This is a genomic window from Nonomuraea sp. NPDC049695 (genome assembly GCF_040674955.1).
GTDB lineage: Bacteria > Actinomycetota > Actinomycetes > Streptosporangiales > Streptosporangiaceae > Nonomuraea > Nonomuraea helvata.
This window is the reverse complement of the sequence record NZ_JBFANV010000012.1, coordinates 161610-176075: the sequence shown is the minus strand read 5'-3', so window position 1 is coordinate 176075 and position 14466 is coordinate 161610. Positions and strand designations below refer to the sequence as shown.

17 protein-coding genes are annotated in these 14466 nt (G+C 67.2%); 8 read left to right on the top strand and 9 right to left on the bottom strand.

The window, feature by feature from the left end; genetic code table 11:
* The 4 genes from AB0J64_RS14175 to AB0J64_RS14160 form a co-directional block, all read right to left on the bottom strand.
* On the bottom strand, positions 1–373 hold a 373-nt coding region (locus AB0J64_RS14175), incomplete at its 3' end, for a hypothetical protein (RefSeq protein WP_364025770.1).
* A 126-nt stretch (positions 374–499) separates the two neighbouring features.
* Positions 500–625 carry a hypothetical protein gene (locus tag AB0J64_RS14170; RefSeq protein ID WP_364025767.1) on the bottom strand — a complete coding sequence of 42 codons (126 nt, stop codon included), beginning with the start codon at positions 623–625 and terminating at the stop codon, positions 500–502.
* A gap of 99 nt (positions 626–724) precedes the next feature.
* Positions 725–985 (bottom strand): hypothetical protein, encoded by a 261-nt coding sequence (locus AB0J64_RS14165; RefSeq protein WP_364025779.1) that lies wholly within the window; start codon positions 983–985, stop codon positions 725–727.
* Complete coding sequence (locus AB0J64_RS14160) at positions 982–2040, bottom strand: hypothetical protein (protein WP_364025764.1); 1059 nt, start codon at positions 2038–2040, stop codon at positions 982–984. The genes AB0J64_RS14165 and AB0J64_RS14160 overlap by 4 nt, the downstream gene beginning before the upstream one ends.
* A 289-nt stretch (positions 2041–2329) precedes the next feature.
* On the opposite strand from AB0J64_RS14160, the gene AB0J64_RS14155 reads away from it, so the two are divergent.
* A complete protein-coding gene (locus AB0J64_RS14155; protein WP_364025761.1) occupies positions 2330–3307 on the top strand; it encodes a GntR family transcriptional regulator in 978 nt (325 codons plus the stop codon).
* On the opposite strand, the gene lgt is transcribed toward AB0J64_RS14155, so the two are convergent.
* A complete protein-coding gene (lgt, locus tag AB0J64_RS14150; RefSeq protein ID WP_364025759.1) occupies positions 3229–4113 on the bottom strand; it encodes a prolipoprotein diacylglyceryl transferase in 885 nt (294 codons plus the stop codon). The genes AB0J64_RS14155 and lgt overlap by 79 nt on opposite strands.
* A 112-nt stretch (positions 4114–4225) precedes the next feature.
* Between lgt and AB0J64_RS14145 the strand changes: the two genes are divergently transcribed.
* The 5 genes from AB0J64_RS14145 to AB0J64_RS14125 all read left to right on the top strand — a co-directional run bounded on the left by AB0J64_RS14145 (position 4226) and on the right by AB0J64_RS14125 (position 9137).
* Entirely contained in the window at positions 4226–5353 is a 1128-nt protein-coding gene (locus AB0J64_RS14145) for a sensor histidine kinase (RefSeq protein WP_364025757.1), read from the top strand.
* Positions 5350–5994, top strand: coding sequence for a response regulator transcription factor (locus AB0J64_RS14140; protein ID WP_364025754.1), 645 nt, complete (start codon positions 5350–5352; stop codon positions 5992–5994). Before AB0J64_RS14145 ends, AB0J64_RS14140 begins: the two co-directional genes overlap by 4 nt.
* Before the next feature lie 342 nt (positions 5995–6336).
* Complete coding sequence (locus AB0J64_RS14135; RefSeq protein WP_364025751.1) at positions 6337–7182, top strand: peptidoglycan-binding protein; 846 nt, start codon at positions 6337–6339, stop codon at positions 7180–7182.
* 74 nt (positions 7183–7256) lie between these two features.
* On the top strand, positions 7257–8153 hold the full coding sequence (locus tag AB0J64_RS14130) for a peptidoglycan DD-metalloendopeptidase family protein (RefSeq protein WP_364025749.1): 897 nt from the start codon (positions 7257–7259) through the stop codon (positions 8151–8153).
* 36 nt (positions 8154–8189) lie between these two features.
* Positions 8190–9137: a SpoIID/LytB domain-containing protein gene (locus tag AB0J64_RS14125; protein WP_364025746.1), complete on the top strand. Its 948-nt coding sequence runs from the start codon at positions 8190–8192 to the stop codon at positions 9135–9137.
* A 57-nt stretch (positions 9138–9194) separates the two neighbouring features.
* Here AB0J64_RS14125 and AB0J64_RS14120 read toward each other — a convergent pair whose 3' ends face one another.
* The gene (locus tag AB0J64_RS14120) at positions 9195–10250 is read right to left on the bottom strand and encodes an NBR1-Ig-like domain-containing protein (RefSeq protein ID WP_364025744.1); all 1056 of its coding nucleotides are present in this window, start codon (positions 10248–10250) and stop codon (positions 9195–9197) included.
* A 507-nt stretch (positions 10251–10757) separates the two neighbouring features.
* Here AB0J64_RS14120 and AB0J64_RS14115 point away from each other — a divergent pair.
* A complete protein-coding gene (locus AB0J64_RS14115) occupies positions 10758–11273 on the top strand; it encodes a class I SAM-dependent methyltransferase (RefSeq protein ID WP_364025741.1) in 516 nt (171 codons plus the stop codon).
* A gap of 235 nt (positions 11274–11508) precedes the next feature.
* Here AB0J64_RS14115 and AB0J64_RS14110 read toward each other — a convergent pair whose 3' ends face one another.
* The 3 genes from AB0J64_RS14110 to AB0J64_RS14100 all read right to left on the bottom strand — a co-directional run bounded on the left by AB0J64_RS14110 (position 11509) and on the right by AB0J64_RS14100 (position 13562).
* A complete protein-coding gene (locus AB0J64_RS14110; protein ID WP_364025738.1) occupies positions 11509–11874 on the bottom strand; it encodes a MerR family transcriptional regulator in 366 nt (121 codons plus the stop codon).
* A gap of 170 nt (positions 11875–12044) precedes the next feature.
* Positions 12045–12407 carry a hypothetical protein gene (locus AB0J64_RS14105; protein ID WP_364025735.1) on the bottom strand — a complete coding sequence of 121 codons (363 nt, stop codon included), beginning with the start codon at positions 12405–12407 and terminating at the stop codon, positions 12045–12047.
* 147 nt (positions 12408–12554) lie between these two features.
* Positions 12555–13562 (bottom strand): aldo/keto reductase, encoded by a 1008-nt coding sequence (locus AB0J64_RS14100; RefSeq protein WP_364025732.1) that lies wholly within the window; start codon positions 13560–13562, stop codon positions 12555–12557.
* Positions 13563–13782: 220 nt separating this feature from the next.
* Between AB0J64_RS14100 and AB0J64_RS14095 the strand changes: the two genes are divergently transcribed.
* Entirely contained in the window at positions 13783–14391 is a 609-nt protein-coding gene (locus AB0J64_RS14095; RefSeq protein ID WP_364025729.1) for a histidine phosphatase family protein, read from the top strand.
* Positions 14392–14466 lie beyond the last annotated feature (75 nt).

Sequence of the window (14466 nt, the reverse complement as noted above, 5' to 3'; positions counted from 1 at the left end):
CGTGCGTACGCGACAGGTCCGCGATCGCCGCGGCGGCCTGCTCCGCGGGGTGGAACATGGACAACCACAGCGCGAACCTGGACAGGGCGGCGTCGGCGGCCAGTGTGCCAAGGTCGGCGTCGGTGACGAGGATCCGGCTGGCGCGCAGTCGTTCGACGGCGGTGTCGATGTCCTCGGGTGCGACGTCGTCGATGAGGGCGTACAGGTCGCTCTGCTCGACGGGGGCCTGCGCGCACAGGCGGATCAGGCGGCGCAGCGGCGGCTGCGCGCGTTCCAGCGTCTGGCCTGTTGGCGGGAAATCGCCGAGCCGCACGCGCTCGCCGGCATCGTCGATGAAAAGGGGGAAGGCCGGATTCACTTGAATCCTCGGCATGGAAGCGACTCCCGGACGGTTCGAGGCAGGGCCTTCATGCTGCGGTCATTTCATCGATCTTGGACTGAGCTGACCGAGGCAGGGCCTCCTGCGGGCTTGGGAGCTCCGCAGGAGGCCGCATGATGGTCAGCAGCTGGAGCCGAAGCCGGTGGTCTCGACTTCTTCGGCCTTCTTGATCTCGATCGTCATGCTGCGTCCTTTCATCGATCCGTCCAGAAGGAAGGGAACGCGGACGACGTTAGGAGCGGTCACTTCCCATCTCCTTCTCTTTTCCTTCCACTGCGAGAGGCCAAGCGGCTGCTCGACATCTCCGGGGCCGATCCCGACGGAGTGGCCGGTGCGTTCGCGTCGTCACAGGGCCATGTCCAGGGCGTCCAGTACGAGCGTGGTGTGCTTGGTCGGTGAGGCGGCCCAGCTCAGGCGTGGTGGTGCGGATCTTCTTGCCGCGCCGGGCACCGTGCGGACCGAGGGCACGCATCCGTCGCTCGACGGTGCAGCGAGCCACCCGATGCCCTTCCCGCTCTTGGCGGCGTAGTACGTGCTGGCGGACATCTTGATGTCGTGCTCGGCCAGGCGCATGAGCCGGCGGCGTGCCGGACGGGGGCCCGTCAACCGGTGGGTGCCGTCTTGCTGCCGAGTGCGCGCTCGTCGTGGCGGGCTGCCCTTTCACGGCGGGCCTGTTCGCTTCGGCGTGCCGCCTCGGCGCGGAGGGCTCGCTGGTTGCGGTGGGCCACCATGACGACCAGGGCTGCCAGCAGCGCGGTCACGACGGCCGCCGCCGCGAGTGCGGTCCACGTGGCCGCGTCGGGGTGGATCAGTGACTGGCCGCGCAGAGCCTGCCAGGCGGTGATGGCGAACACGGCGCTGTAGCCGAAGATGACGACTCCGGCCAGTTGGGCGCGTACGCGTTCCCGGCGTAGCCAGCCGATCCGGGCCCCAAGGAAGGTCAGAACCAGCACCGTGAGCACGAACATCTGGATGGAGTGCAGGCTGATGAAGTGCGGAGCACGCAGGTCGCCGCCTGTGGTGCTCCAGTTTGTGATCGGCATGCCGCCGCCGTCCGGCGTCCCGACACCGTGTCCGCCGACCAGCGGGACCGGGTTGCCATAGGCATCCTCGACCGTGCGCGGTCCGGCCGATGATGTCGACCCGGTGATGAAGGACGCCAGCGCCATACCGAGGACGGCCAGCCCGAGCCCGGCACGCAAGGACCAGGTGAGTGCCGCGTCACCGATGCGCTGGAACAGCAGCATGACGGCGACGACGAGGCTCGCCCCGAACAGGCCGAACACGCCGGTCTGGAAGATCCGCTGCCCGATCTGGTCGAACGTGTCGGTACTGGCGTTGAAGTGACTGTAGGTGCCGCGGGCGGCCTGCACCGCGATGAATCCGACGTCGATCAGCCCGGCGACGGCGAAGAGCGTTCCGACGGCCCACATCGTGCGCCGTGCCCGGCGCAGTTGCGGTATGAGCCAGGCGAGCGTCGCGCCGTACATGACGAACGACACCCCGAACTTCAGCGGCTTGGCCCACACCGACTGGTGCATGAGCTCACGACCGTCGACGAAGAGGCCGACGCCCGCGACGACGACGAGCGCGGACATGGCCGCCACCATGATCATGAGCGGCTGGTGCCACGACCGTACGTCGGCATGCGAGAGGGACAACTGGTCTCCCAACCGGTTCATGCCGCTTCCGATCCCGTACGGTCCCTGCTGTTGTGTGCGGCGGCACGCATGGAGGGAGCGCCGTACGTTTCTTGCCTGGTTGTGCCGTACGCCCGCCGAGCTCCTGCGTACGATGTACTCACTGTCATGCGTACATCGTAGGAAATCAGCCGAAAAACATCGATCTAAAGCGTTCAATTGCGCTAACAAAGTGCTCTAGTGTACTAGTAAGTGAACTAGTACACTAGAAGCTGGTATCGACCAGCCGTGAAGGAAATGAGGGGCGCCGATGGCCTCGGCCACACATCGTCCAGATCCGCCCTACCGGCGCATCGTCGCGGAGTTCCGTACTCGGATTCTGGCCGGCGACCTGAGGCCCGGCGATCGCGTGCCGTCCATCCGGCAGATCGCCCAGCGATGGGGCGTCGCGGTCGCCACCGCGACCAAGGTGGTGGCGGCTCTGCGCGAGGAGGGTCTGGTCGAGGCGAGGGTCGGCGCCGGTACGGTGGTCAGCCTCCGCGCCGGCCGGAACGAGCGGCCCTCAAGTCCGTCCGGGCCGCCGAAACCACGGCAAGCCGGCGCCCCCAAGGGCTCGCTGAACCGCAGGTACGTCCTGCATGCTGCCATCGCGATCGCCGACGCCGAAGGGCTCGACGCCGTATCCATGCGACGGCTCGCGGCCGAGCTCGGAACGGGCCCGATGTCGCTGTATCGGCACGTGACCGGCAAGGACGAACTGGTGACGCAGATGGCCGACGAGGTGTTCGGCGAAACGGAGCTGCCCGACCCCGGGCCGGAGGGATGGCGGGCCAAGCTCGAGCTGGTCTCCCGCCGGCAATGGGAGCTGTGCCGACGACACTTCTGGCTGCCCGAAGCTGTCTCGTTCACCCGCCCTTTGCTGGTGCCGAACATGATGGCCCACACCGAGTGGACCCTGCGCGCACTCGATGGGCTCGGGCTACCCGCGCAGATCCGGATCCGCGAAGCGCTCACGCTACCCGCGCTGGTCAGCACCGTGGCACTGTCCATGGCGCAGGAGGCCGAAGCCGCGCAGGAGACCGGTATGACGCTCGACGGCTGGCGACTGATCCAGCGCAAGCGCGCCGACGAACTCCTCAGCAGTGGACAATTTCCACTCCTGGCGCAGGTCCCCGAGGAGACGGTGTCGGACCTGGACGGGATGTTCGACTACATCTTGGGACGCCATCTCGATGGGTTCGCCGCCATGGTGGGACGGGGGTTCGACTCGTCCTCGGCGACCGATTGACCCTGGGCGGCGGGCGCCGTCGGCGTCTGGCGGGTGGCGGTCAGGTAGGCGACCGCCGCCCCGAAGACCAGCAGCGCGGTCCAGACGTTGAAGCGCAGCCCCAGGATGAGTGGGGCGGGGTCCATGCGCAGCCACTCGATCCAGGCGCGGCCGGTGGTGTACGCCGCGGCGTACAGGGCGAACGCCCTGCCACGGTCCAGCCGGAAGCGCCGCTCGGCCCAGAGGACGAACCCGGCCACACCGAGGTCCCACAGCGACTCGTAAAGGAAGGTCGGATGGTAGGTGGCCGTGGATTCCATGCCCCGCGGTCGGTGGGCGGCGTCGATCTCCAGCGCCCAGGGCAGGGTGGTCGGCCTGCCGTACAACTCCTGGTTGAACCAGTTGCCCCAGCGGGCGATCACCTGCCCGAGGGCGATCCCGGGCGCGGCGGCGTCGGCGAAGTCGCGCAGCGGAATGCCGCGCCGGCGGCAGGCCAGCCACGCGCCCAGGGCGCCGCCGGCGACGGCGCCCCAGATGCTGATCCCGCCCTCCCAGATCGCGAAGGAGCGCAAGGGGTTCTTGCCGGGGCCGAAGTACTGCTGCCAGTCGGTGGCCACGTGATAGATCCGCGCACCGATCATGCCGAACGGCACGGCCCAGGTGGCGATGTCCCCTACCGTGCCACGCTCGCCGCCGCGGGCGGTCCAGCGGCGCTGGGTGACCCAGATGCCGACGGCGACGGCGAGCACCATGAGCAGGGAGTAGGCGCGGATGGGCAGCGGGCCGAGGTACCAGACGGCTTGGGACGGGCTGGGGATGGCTGTCACACCGTCGAGTCTGGCTCCGGTGCGGCCGCACGCACATCGAGCGGGACACCGATCGCCGGGTCAGTCGACTGGTTGATGCCGGAGCGGCGGGTGGCTGATTATCGTCGGTGCTGTGGAGTCCTGGGAGCGGTCCCGGCGCCGGTGGCAGCACGCCTTCTTCGCCTCGTGGCTGGTGCTGACCTCGGCCGGACCGCTGATGGAAGTGGGTCAGGCCCTGCCGGTGGCGCTCGTGGCCGGGCTGGCCGCCTGGTATGCGGTGTGGTTCGTGCTGCGCACGCCTCCTGCGGGTGAGGTGCCCCTGCCGTACGTGGTCGGCGGCGGGTTGCTCTGGCTGGGGCTGTTCGCGATCGACTCGTCCTTCCTGGTGGTCGGCCTGAGCGTGCTCGTGCCGTACTGCATGGACGCCGTGCGCGTCGGGCTGGTCGCCGTGCTGTCGTGCGCCGGGGCCTGGTTGTGGCACAGCTACCACGAAGGCGGGTCGATCACCTGGACCGAGATCGCCATCACCGCGCTGATCGCGATCAGCGCGGCCACCTCGGTCGGGTACTTCTATTCGGTGGCCCGGCAGAGCGCCGAGCGCAAGGAGCTGATCGACCAGTTACAGGCCGCCCAGGAGGCGCGGGCGGCGGCCGAACGGCAGGCGGGCGTGGCCGCGGAGCGGCAGCGGCTGGCTCGCGACATCCACGACAGCCTGACCCAGGGGTTCGCCAGCGTGGTGATGCTGCTGGAGGCGGCGCAGGAGCGGTTGCCGGACGACCGGCACCTGACCCAGGCGTTGCGGGCGGCCAGGGAGAACCTCGCCGAAAGCCGCCGCGTGGTGCGGGCGCTGCGGCCCGGTGAGCTCGACGACGGCGGCCTGCCGGAGGCGCTGCGGCGGCTGTCGGGCCGGCTGTCCGACGAGACCGGCATCGACGCGCATACCGTGATCACCGGGGCGCTGCGACCCTTGGACGCGCACATCCAGGTGGAGCTGCTGCGGGTGGCGCAGGAGGCGGTCGCCAACGCTCGCCGCCACGCCCATGCCGAGCAGGTCACGCTGACCCTGTCGTACATGGAGGACCTGATCGTGCTGGATGTCCACGACGACGGCGACGGCTTCGATCCCGAGCGGGCCGCCGCCGGCCACGGCCTGGTGATCATGCTTGAGCGGATGGAGCAGCTCGGCGGCACGCTCCTCGTGGAAAGCGCGTCCGGGGAGGGCACCACGATCGTGGCCAGCCTCCCGGTGGTGGCGCGATGACCGGGCGGGTCGCGATCCGGGTCCTGATCGCCGACGACCATCCGGTGGTACGTGACGGCATCCGGGCGATGCTCGGCACCCAGGACGATCTGGAAGTGGTCGGCGAGGCGGTCTCAGGCTCGGACGCGGTACGGCTGGCGCGTGACCTGCGGCCGGATGTCACGCTGATGGACCTGCAGATGCCCGAGCTCGACGGCGCGACAGCGATCAGCCGGATCCGCGAGCACGAGCCCGGCGCCAGGGTGATCGTCCTGACCACCTATGACACCGACAGCGACATCTCCCGTGCCATCGACGCCGGAGCGATCGGCTACCTGCTCAAGGACACCCGCCGTGAGCAGCTGTTCGACGCCATCAGGGCGGCGGCCCGAGGGGAGAGCGCCCTTTCGCCGGCGATCGCGACCCGGGTGTTGTCGTGGGCGCGCTCCGACGCGCCCGGCGCCCTCAGCGGGCGGGAGATCGAGGTCCTGGGCGCGGTCGCCCAGGGGATGAGCAACAAGGCCATCGCCGCCCACCTGTGCATCAGCGAGGCCACGGTCAAGACCCACCTGCTGCACATCTTCGCCAAGCTCGACGTCGACGACCGCACCGCCGCCGTGACCGTGGCGGCCACGCGGGGGATCATCCGCCTTGGCGGCTAGGAGAGGTCTTTCGCGCTCGCTGAGTTGAGCGGCCGGCGCTCGCGCAAAGACCGGTCCTTTCGGGTCGGAGCCGGCCGTTCGGGGACCGGGCCACCCTCGTAAGTGGCCGCCTCAGGCAGCTGTGCAGCCGTCTTGGGCGGACGCGCCCACGTACCGCGTCAGCACCCTGCCTGAGCTGGCGTTTCTCGCCATCGGATCACCCGTCAAACGGCGCGTACGCCCGTACGGAGGAGCCTGTCGGACAGGCTGACAACACCGATCTTCTTGCGGACACGTGAGCAACGCGGAACGTTGAGTTCCGCCACACGGGAACCGCCGCCACCGCCTGAACCAGGAGTAACGATGAAGCTGCCCTCACGCGCCGCCGCCCTCATGCCGGCCGTCCTGTTCACTTCGCTGATCGGAGTGTACGGGGCGTCGTCGGCACAGGCGGCCGACGCTGGGGCCCTTCCGAGCGTGAACATGGAAGCCACCGTCAAGGCGGCCCAGATCGACCCGCGGCGGCCCGACAGCACGCTGACCCCGGGCGCCAAGGCCAGCGTCCTCCTCGTTGAGCAGGCGCTGCGTGACCGAAGCCTCCTGGACGCGAAGTGGGTGGACGGTTACTTCGGCACCACAACGGTCGCCGCCTACACGAACTACCAGAAGTCGCTCGGCCTCACCGGTCTGGACGCCAACGGCATGCCGACCAAGACATCGCTCACCAAGCTCGGCACCGGCCGCTTCAAGGTCACCAACGTCATCGACCCGGGCACCCGGGTGTCCACCGGCGGTTTCGTCGTCAACACCCGCACGCGAAGCATGCTGGCGGAGGCCAAGCGACTGCTCGGCCGCGACCTCAAGCTGGATCAGGGTTCGTACAACCCCGGCGGCGACCCCACGTCCGCGGGCACCCACGACGGCGGCGGCGTCGTCGACGTCTCGGTTCAGGGGATGAACTCCGCCACCCGCACCGCGGTCGTCCGCGCGTTGCGCCTTGTCGGCTTCGCCGCATGGCTGCGCAACCCTCAGCAAGACGACTGGCCGTGGCACATCCACGCCGCCGCCATCAACGACACAAGCCTCTCCGGTCAGGCCCAGCACCAGATCGGTGACTACTACCTCGGCCTGAACGGGCTCGCCGGCCGTGGCCCGGACGACGGCCCGAAGGTGACCATCCGCACCTGGGAGGAGTACCAGCGTCGCTGACTCACTCGAACCCCAATCCCAGGCTCCGCAGACCCATCCCGAATCCCAGATTTCGTAGACAGAAGGAGAACAGCATGAGAACGGTAACCAGGATCCTCGCCGCGGCAACCACCGCGATGGCGCTCGGTGGGACGGTTCTCGCCACCGCATCGCCCGCCTCAGCCGCAAGCCGCGACGGCATCTGCGATACCGGCGAGTTCTGCTACTACTTCAACAGCAACAACCAAGGATCGGTCTCCGACTTCACCGAATCGGTCGACGACTACGCCACCACCCAGCCCACCTGCTACGACTTCAAGGGCCCCGGCGAAGGCAAAGGCCAGTGCATCAAGAACGCCGCCGCCTCCGCCTGGAACCGCAGCAGCAAAACCGTCCGCGTCTACTACAACAGCGGCCACACCGGCACCTACCAGGACTTCGCCCCCGGCGCCAAGGGCAACCTGAACGCCACCCTCAAGAACCAGAACGCCTCGCACGAGTTCGGCCCGACGTCCTCGGGGTCGCGCACCAACATGTCGTACTCGCTCTACGCGACCAGCGGCGGCTCGATCACCTGTGGCTTCGACGGTTACAGCTCCACCCCCGGCCGGCACGAAGGCATCGACATCGCCCGCAGCATAGGCTCGAGTGTGCACGCCCTGGTGGCGGGCACGGTCATCAACGTCGCACGCGGATCCACCGGCAGCGGGGGACTTTCCACGATCGCCATCTACAACTCCGCAGCGAACAAGACGGTGATCTACCTGCACTCCGCTCCTTCCTCCTCCCTGCGCGTGGGCCAGTCGGTCAGCCGCGGCCAGGTCATCGCCACCGAGTCGTGGCACGGAGTGGGGAGCAGCTCCGCCGCTCACACCCACGTCGAGATGCGCCCCGGACGGACCACGCTTGCGGCCAAGAGCGTCGGCGACCCGCACCTGGACAACCCGAACCCGACCTCGTTCTGGAACTCGCAGGGCTACAACGTCCGATAACGCTTCGCGGTCACTGACAAGAAGAGGAAGACGACTGTGCCTTTACGAACGGTCCGGCTGATCTCGCGGGTCGCCGCGGCGACCGCCGCGATGGCGCTCGGTGGGACGGTCCTCGCCACCGCATCGCCCGCCTCAGCCGCAAGCCGCGACGGCATCTGCGATACCGGCGAGTTCTGCTACTACTTCAACAGCAACAACCAAGGATCGGTCTCCGACTTCACCGAATCGGTCGACGACTACGCCACCACCCAGCCCACCTGCTACGTCTTCAAGGGCCCCGGCGAAGGCAAAGGCCAGTGCATCAAGAACGCCGCCGCCTCCGCCTGGAACCGCAGCAGCAAAACCGTCCGCGTCTACTACAACAGCGGCCACACCGGCACCTACCAGGACTTCGCCCCCGGCGCCAAGGGCAACCTGAACGCCACCCTCAAGAACCAGAACGCCTCGCACGAGTTCATGGGTTCCGCATCGCCGACCGAGTGCAAGACCGACGGTACGGACACCAAGCTGCCCACGACGATCCTCGTCTACCGGAAGGACCTCGATCGCGTAGAGCGGGTGGACTTCAAGACCTACGTCAAGAACGTCCTGCCCAACGAGTGGGTGTCGAGCTGGCCGACTGAGTCACTCAAGGCCGGGGCGATGGCCGTGAAGAACTTCGGCTGGTACTGGGCGCTGCACTCCAACCGCAAGACGTCAGACGGCCGGTGCTTCGACGTCTACGACCACACGTCGAGTCAGGTGTACGTGCCCGGCTCCGCGAAGGCGGTGACGAGCGCCGCGGTGGACGCGACGTGGGGCACCCGGCTGACTCGCAGCGGGAAGATCTTCCGGGCTCAGTACTGCTCCACGACGACGGCGTGCGGCAACTGGGTCGACGGGGACTGGATGTCGCAGTACGGCTCTCGCGACAAGGCCAGAGACGGCTGGAGCTACTCCAGAATCCTCAATTACTACTACACGGGGATCGTTCTCGGCTCCTGACCCACTGAGGCCGTCCCACTCCGGTTCCCCGCCGTGTCACGCACGGCGGGGAACTCTTCATTGTCCTTCGACGATGATCTGGAAGTTGATCGGCCGGCTTCCCGGGAACACGACCGCTCCCGAACCGTCCACCATCTTGAATCGCACGTAGCACAGGCCCGGCTTCCTGGGCGTGGTGATGATGGTCTGGATGTCGACTGTCTCGCCAGGTTGCGTGTCCTTGATCGGCACGTCGGAGATGGTCTGGCATTGATCAGCTTGCTGCGTGGGGTCGAGGCGACGCAGCGAATATCCCTTCCATGGCACGTTCCCGGCGTTCTTGAGCCGCCATACCTTGGTCATGGTCTGGCCGGGACCGACGCGCGTGCAGTCGGCCAGCGTGACATCCTCGATGAACGCGGCCGCATCACCCTTGTACAACGGCGGGGCCCAAGGCGGGTTGGTCGAACGTACCGGGCAATCGGCCGGGGACAGCGCGGCAACCGACGGGCTGCCGGTCGGGCTCAGGCTGTGCCCCTCGGGCTTGGAGCCGCGATTGACGGCGACCACGACGAGAACCGCCGCCCCCATGATCACAGCCGCTGCCGCGAACACAGCCGGACGGGTCAGCCGCAGTCCTCCTCTGCGCCCCGACTCAGGAAGCAGAGGCTGCACGTCGCCCGCGAACTCGTCGGACGGTGGCAGCGGCGTAGGCACGGACGCGGAGGTCTCTCCGGCCGGCCAGGGCGCTTGCGACTCGAGGGCGAGGTGCACGGTACGAAGCTCCACAGCGCCTGTGGCGGAGGCTGCGAGTCCACCGGACGGAGGGGCCACCGAGGTGTCCACGCGCATCGAGGGATTGCCGGCGCTCGCCGATCTGACCGCCCTGTTCGCTCTCTCCCAGAGTTCACGGTAATCGGCCGGGTCCGCGTCGCACGCCTTGACGAACTCGACGGTGGTCTCCCAACTCGGGAGCCGGTTACCCTTCGTGGCTTCGTGCAACGTCGTGTGAGAAATCGCCTTCGAACGGCCGGACATCTCTCGGAAAGGTGGATTACCGACCGCGTTGCGCAGTTCTCGCAGGGTAGTCGCGAAATCCTCGATTATCTCCGCCCGTGCACGCCTGTCGTCCACCGTGTGAAGGTAACAGCACCCAAGGTGTTCACTCAACCCGAACCGGAATGTGCGCGAAGCCAGGTCGGGTGAACGCGCGAAAGGCCATACGAGCTCATCCCCGCCGCGCCTGAAAGCGGCCGCGTACCAGGCCGAACAGGCCCTTATCCAGGCCGAACGCGACGAAGGAGACCCAAGAAGCCACCCAGACCTCCGCCCTCACCCGATAATGATGGACATAGACGATTACGCGTAGGAGTCGGGGCGCTACAAAAACGGGATACCACGCTGACCGGAACGCGCTCAGCCGAGCCGGTCTCGGTGGCGTATGTTCACAACATTTGTTGACAGATAATTACTGTCGGCTTTTGATCCGTAGGTTCCGGGGCGCCACACTTGACTCGTGTCGGATCGGACCCCCACCTTCGCTCGCGACGCTGCGACCGCCGCCTATTACGAGCAGCGCGCCAAGGAGTACGACGAGTGGTACCTGGCGCAAGGTCGCTTCGCGTCACTCAACCCACCCTCATGGCACCTGGAGGTTTCGCGCCTGGTGGACCTGGTGGGTCGGCTACCGACGGCGCGAACTCTCGACGTCGCCTGTGGCACCGGCTTTCTGACGCGTCACCTTCGGGGGGTCACCGTCGGGCTGGACCGAGCCCTGCGATGGTCGCCGTAGCACAATCGCGGCTGCCCGCAGGCGTGGCCGTCGTCGGTGACGCACTGAACCTCCCCTTTGCCGACGGAGCCTTCGACCACGTGCTGACGGGCTATTTCTACGGCCATCTGCCACTCGACGAGAGGACGGTCTTCCTCTCCGAGGCGCGGCGCGTAGCCGGAGAACTGGTTGTCATCGACACTGCCCTCCGCCCCGGAGTCGAGCCCGAGCAATGGGTGGAGCGGATGCTCAACAACGGCTCTCGACACCGCATCTACAAGCGCTACCTGACCAGCGCCCAGCTCACCGGAGAACTGGGCGGCGAGGTGCTCTTCGAAGGGCAGAGCTTCGTCGCGGCTCGCGTGACGTGGTCGAACCCGTCCTAGCGGCGATAAAGATCGATGCGGTTCCCGCTGGGGTCTGCCACGCACGAAGACCGCGGCCTCCTTGGGTCCGTGCGCGACAGTCAGCAGGAAGAACTCCTCACTCGGCCAGGCACCGAACTGGAAGGAGGAGATCTCTTCGTTGAACACCGCATCGAACGCGGCCTGGTAGAACGAGACCGACTCGGAGATGTCCGTGACGTTGATGGTCACCTGGACGATGCGCGGGGTCTTGAGGTCAGGCATAGCCACTCCGTGTTCGATGTAGTGGTCCACCACGCGGACCATGCGGGAAAGAACCTGGGCAGACCTGGGCACGATCCACCAGCCGCTCTCGGTGCTGTTGCAGCACGGTGTGCAGCGATTCGCCGTACGGGTCGTCCATGACGGCGCGCACGGCGTCGATCGGCACATCGACGCGCCGCAGCGCACAGATCAGCCTGGCTTGCCGGACCTGCTCAGGGCGGTAGCGGCGATAGCCAGTGACCGGATCGACGACCGCCGGCCGCAGCAGGCCGAGTTCGTCGTAGTGCCGTAAGGCATGGATCGACAGGCCGCAAACCAGGGCGAAGGCACCGATACCTAAGAGGTTGTCGCTACTCACCCAGACAGCATCCGGTCTCGGGTTACCCGAGAGTCAAGCGGGCATCCCCAACGCTTGTGATCTTCAACGGCGTGCACGGTCGGCGACACGCGAAACGGCTATGGAAGATCTCAGTGTCAGGCAGGCAGGTTCTGTGCATGTGCGGCCGATGGTCATGTCCAACTGCCGTCTCAGGTGAAGTGCTCGCGGGCAACGGCCTCGGCGTCAACACCGTCCAACCATTCGAGCGTGTAGGTTCCCGTGTACCAGTCGAACTGCGAAGCGGCGAGCTCTCGAAGAGTCTCATCAACGTCGTCACCCACAGCGTCGCTGTAGGTCCACTTGCCCTCCGCGTCACGAAGGGCGACATGCCAGTGCGGCAGCTCTCTTCCGTTGGTCCATCTTCGCCGCCAGAAAGCCCCTTCCACCTGCCACCAGACTTCCATCTCCAAGTGGGCGTAGCCAGCGAGCGCGCCCTCGTCGAGAAGTCGAGCGACACGATTGCGGTAGGGGCCGAGACGCTGGTCAACAGGATCGGGTCCGCTCTTCCTCATGGCACGGCCCATCCTGCCAGGCAGTGCACGCCGCTTGCGTACGAGGACCCTCGCCCCATTGTGGAGATGCTTCGCGCTGCCTACTTCGGCCTCGCTTTCGTCACCGGTCCGGCCTCGGCCGCGCCACCTGCGGAGATCGGGTTCCTGTCAGGCTCCGGCGGCGTCGAGGCGGGCGAGCTGCTCCCCTGTGAGCTTGACGTCGAGCGCCGGCAGCGCCGCCTCGTACTGCTGGATCGTGCGCGGCCCGATCAGCGGCACGATCGCCGGCGAGGTCTGGTGCAGCAGCCAGGCAAGGACCAGCGCGTTCGGGGTGACCCCGGTCTCGGCGGCCACTTCGGCGGCAACGGCGAGCCGGGCCTCCGCGTCCGGACCCTGGTAAGGGTCCATCGCCCCATGACCCGCGCGCTTGGCGGGGTCGTCGTAGATGCCCTTGAGGATCGGCGAATAGGCGACCAGGCTCAGGTCGTCGTGTGCCTGCAGGTAGTCGAGCTGCTCGTCGTCCACGATGGACGCGTGCCGGAGCCCGGCTCGGCGCCGCAGGTAGGAGTGCTGCTGCTGGAGCGCCACCGGCGCCGGCCAGCCGTGCTGGGCGCACAACTGGCGGATCCGCTCCAGCCGCCAGGTCCGTACGTTGGACCAGCCGATGTAGCGGGCCTTCCCCGCCTGGACGATGCCGGCCAGCGCCTCCAGCGTCTCCTCCAAGGGCGTGGCACGATCGTCGACGTGCACGTAGTACAGGTCGACATGGTCGGTGCCGAGCCGGCGCAGGCTGCCGTCGATGGCCTCCCGCAAGGTCTTCGCCCCGGCCCCGACGAACGTCCGGTAGGCGGCGTCCCAGTCAGGCCGGCCGTCGGACCAGACCGCGTCCAGGTCGCGTATCACGGCGCTGCCCTTGGTCGCGAGGAACACCTGCTCGCGACGGCCGGTCCTGGCCAGCCAGCGGCCCAGCAGCTCCTCGCTCTCTCCGCCGTAGCTTCCCCGGCTCTCCCACCAGCAGTAGCAGTCGGCGGTGTCCAGGAAGTTGCCTCCGGCCTCGAGGTACCGGTCGAGGATCGTGACGGCTTCGTCCTCCGGCGTCACCGTGCCCATGATCATGCATCCCAGGGCGAGCTGACTGACCTGCTCGCCCGTACGGCCAAGCTGCACAGTTCTCACGTGATGTGCTCCCTTCTCGGTGCCGCCGACGCTAGGAGCTCGAGCGCACTCCAGGTCAAGGGGTCAAATCTCCAGACGCGTGATGTGCGCTCACATCGTGTCACTTCGCGCCGGTATGCGGCGTCTTGAGGGCATGGTCGAACAGATCGTTGCCATGAGAATGGGCGGCGAAAATGCGGGCGTGTAGAAAAATGTAGATACCTGGGGAGAACAAGCAGCGATGGCGCAAGGGATCAACCTGGCAGAGGTGTATCTCGCCAGACATGGACAGACGACGTGGAATGTCCAAGGGCGCCGGCAGGGGCACCTCGATTCCCCGTTGACGGCCGACGGCGTTCTTCAGGCCGTGCACCATGCGGACGTCGTCGCGGCTCTGCCCGTGGACAGAGTGTTCAGCAGTCCTCTAGGGCGTGCCCTGAGCACGGCGGAGATCCTCGCAGCGCGGCTCGCTCTGCCGGTCGAGATCATCGACGATCTTCAGGAGATCCACCATGGGCACATCGCCGGACTGACCGACGAGGAGATTCGGCGCGACTTTCCCGAAGTCGCACTGGGACGCGCTCGCAATAAGTACTCATACCGCTTTCCAGGTGGAGAGAGTTACGCGGACGCCGAAGAACGTGCCCGCCGAGCCCTGTTCCAGATCGACGCGGCAGGAGCACGTCGGCCGTTGATCGTCTCGCACGAAATGATCGGGCGAATGCTGCTGCGGAATCTGCTGGACCTCGACCACCAGACCGCCCTTTCTTGTTCCCACCCGCATGACGTGATCTATCGAATCGATGTGGCAGAGCAGCGGGCCGTTCAGCTGCGCGATGGCAAGGGGTGAAGGGCCGGCCCAGGCCCCGTACAGGGCGGGCGCATACGTACAAGAGCTATTGTGCAATGACTCTTGTACGTATAC